Genomic DNA, 2,701 nt, shown 5'->3' with positions numbered 1-2,701 from the left:
GCCTCCCCGTAACCGGCCACACCGCGAATCAGTGCGATCAGTTCCTGCGACTTACCCTGGTGGCGGATGCCAATGCGCGCTCCGTTCGGCAGCAGCACTTCCACCGCTGCAGGTGACGTTGCGTAAGCGTCGTCTCCAGCACCCCATTGGCCTGCCCGCGGTGGCGTGATACACCGGAGGCATGAAAGCAAAAACAACGGCAGGACGGCGGTGCCGGTTCACCGCCGAGGAACGACATCGCCTGATTCAGGAGCATGCGGCGAGTGGTCTGACGAAGAAAGCGTTTTGCGCCCGGCGTCGGATCAAGCTGACCACATTTTATGCCTGGGCGCAGCGAGCGCACACAGCGGTTGCCACTCGTTCGCCAGCTTTTGCGCAGGTTGAGGTTTGTGCCAGTTCGCCAGCAACGTCACCTGCAGCGGTGGAAGTGCTGCTGCCGAACGGAGCGCGCATTGGCATCCGCCACCAGGGTAAGTCGCAGGAACTGATCGCACTGATTCGCGGTGTGGCCGGTTACGGGGAGGCACATCCATGCTGACCTTTCCCGGATCGCTCAAAGTGTTTCTGGCGATGGACGCGGCCGACCTGCGCCAGAGTTTCTCCGGTTTATGGGCGACGACGGTCAACGTGCTCAAGGACGATCCGTCCACGGGTGCGCTCTACGTCTACACCAACCGGCGGCACAACCGGGTTAAGATCCTCTATTTCGACGGCACCGGTCTGTGGGTCATGACCAAGCGGTTGGAAGAGGGCACGTTCAACTGGCCCAAGGGGATCGACGTGCAAAACGGCAAGTTGCAACTCAGTCCGGAAGCACTCGGTTTGCTGCTCGACGGCGTGGATTTGCGACGTGGATCGCTACGTCCGTGGTACCAACGCTGATGATAACTTTTCGAATATTTTGCACAACTTTTTCGCGGGTTCCGACGTTCTATACAACGTACGGAACATGCAAACGCAAATCGAAGAACTTCGCCGGTCGATTGCCGCGCAGGCCGCCCAGATTGAGGCCCTGCGCGTCGAGAATGAATCGTTGCGCGCAGAGAACCGGCTCCTGCAGCAGAAGAATCAGTTCCTGCTCAAGCGCATGTTTGGGCGTACGAGCGAGAAGATCGATCCCCGCCAGTTGGAACTGCTGTTGGGTTATGCGCCCGCGGCGACTCTGGATGACAACAACGAACCACCGAAGCCGCCTACGCCTCCGCGCCCGCGTGCGCCCCGCGATCGTAAACCGCGCCTGCCGGAGCACCTGCCGACCGAAGAGATTGTGATCGATCCCGAGGCGGTGAAGCAGAACCCCACGGCTTATCAGTTCATCGGCGCGGAAGTTACCGAGGAACTCGACGTCACGCCCACACGTTATTTCCGGCGCCGCATCATCCGGCGGAAGTTCACGAGCAAGACGAACCGTGCGCTACCGCCCGTCATTGCGCCGCTGGTGCCGCGCCTGGTAGAGGGTGGATTCGCCAGTCCCGGGTTGATCACTGACATTCTGCTCAAGAAGTACGTGGACCACCTGCCGCTCTACCGGCAGGAGATGATCCTGCGTACGCGCCACGGGATCGAACTTTCCCGCCAGACGATGAGCGAGTGGGTGCGCATCGCCGCCGACTGGCTCCAGCCAATCTATCAGCACATCCGCGAAGACCTGAAGAAATGCGGATATCTGCAAGTGGACGAAACGCCGATCCGCTACTGCGGGGCCGACACTGGTGGCAGTCGAAAGGGATATTTCTGGGTCTACAACCGCCCCGGCGGCGACGTGCTTTTTGAATGGCATACTGGTCGTGGCGGTGGTTGTCTCAAGGGAATGTTGCAGGACTTTCGCGGAAAAGTACAGAGCGACGGTTATGTGGTCTATGCCAGCTATGCCAAGGACCACGGTGGTATTGATCTGGCGGCCTGCTGGGCGCATGCACGACGCAAGTTCGACGAGGCCAAGGAGGATAGCCCCGTACTGGTGCGCTGGGTTCTGCACCAGATCCGCTTGATGTACCGGATCGAGGAATCCTTGCGCGGCAAAGGGCCAAACTTGCGGCAGACGGTGCGCAGTGCCCAGACGGCCATGATCCTGGCCCGCTTGGAAAAGGTACTGCGCGCAAGACAGTTGGCCTTTCACCCGACCAGTCCCACGCGCAAAGCCATCAACTACGCGGTGGACCTCTGGCAGGAGTTGCTGCGCTTCCGCGACGACGGCCGCTTGGAAATCGACAATAATCTGGTCGAGAACGCCATCCGGCCCACCGCCATCGGCAAGAAGAACTGGCTCTTCATCGGCCACCCAGACGCCGGTGATCGCGGTGCCATCGTCTACACGATCATGGCCAACTGCCGACGCCTCGGCATCAATCCGCGGGAATACCTGCTGGATGTCCTCACCCGCCTGCCGGCGCTGACCAACCGGCAGACCGCCGACCTCACGCCCCGGCGCTGGCTCGCCGCCCGCAGCCGGGCGCAGGCTGCTTGATCTCCCGCGCCACCGTACCACTCCGCCGGTCAACCGCCAATGGGGTGCTGGAGCTGCCGCTTACGATGCAGAAGCTAAGGAATAACTCAAGCGACTCGCGAACGAGTAGACGGTGCCGGCCATTGTAAGTCTACACCAACCGGCCGGAATGCATTTCTCGCTCACAGCCGAGGATCGACGGGTTCGCTTTCCAGTGCCAGCACGCCGAAAACACACTCGTGCACACGACGCAGG

At 61.1% G+C, this 2,701-nt stretch carries 3 protein-coding genes; all 3 read left to right on the top strand.

All coding sequences use genetic code 11. The features are described 5' to 3' along the window. Positions 1-181: 181 nt before the first annotated feature. From QZY44_RS20200 to QZY44_RS20190, 3 genes are read left to right on the top strand one after another with little or no spacing between them, the layout of a single operon-like run. On the top strand, positions 182-538 hold the full coding sequence (locus QZY44_RS20200; protein WP_295450859.1) for a hypothetical protein: 357 nt from the start codon (positions 182-184) through the stop codon (positions 536-538). After that, positions 532-882 (top strand): IS66 family insertion sequence element accessory protein TnpB, encoded by a 351-nt coding sequence (gene tnpB, locus QZY44_RS20195; RefSeq protein ID WP_295450856.1) that lies wholly within the window; start codon positions 532-534, stop codon positions 880-882. Before QZY44_RS20200 ends, tnpB begins: the two co-directional genes overlap by 7 nt. Next, positions 851-2,467 (top strand): IS66 family transposase, encoded by a 1,617-nt coding sequence (locus QZY44_RS20190; RefSeq protein ID WP_295450854.1) that lies wholly within the window; start codon positions 851-853, stop codon positions 2,465-2,467. Before tnpB ends, QZY44_RS20190 begins: the two co-directional genes overlap by 32 nt. The last annotated feature ends 234 nt before the right edge of the window (positions 2,468-2,701 follow it).

It is taken from the genome of uncultured Thiodictyon sp., assembly GCA_903837595.1.
Lineage (GTDB): Bacteria > Pseudomonadota > Gammaproteobacteria > Chromatiales > Chromatiaceae > Thiodictyon.
This window is presented reverse-complemented; position numbering and strand designations above follow the sequence as displayed.

What these genes read in the sequence shown, in the direction of transcription:
- QZY44_RS20200 (WP_295450859.1), top strand. Translation starts at nt 182, where the DNA reads ATGAAAGCAAAAACAACGGCAGGACGGCGGTGCCGGTTCACCGCCGAG.
- tnpB (WP_295450856.1), top strand. Translation starts at nt 532, where the DNA reads ATGCTGACCTTTCCCGGATCGCTCAAAGTGTTTCTGGCGATGGACGCG.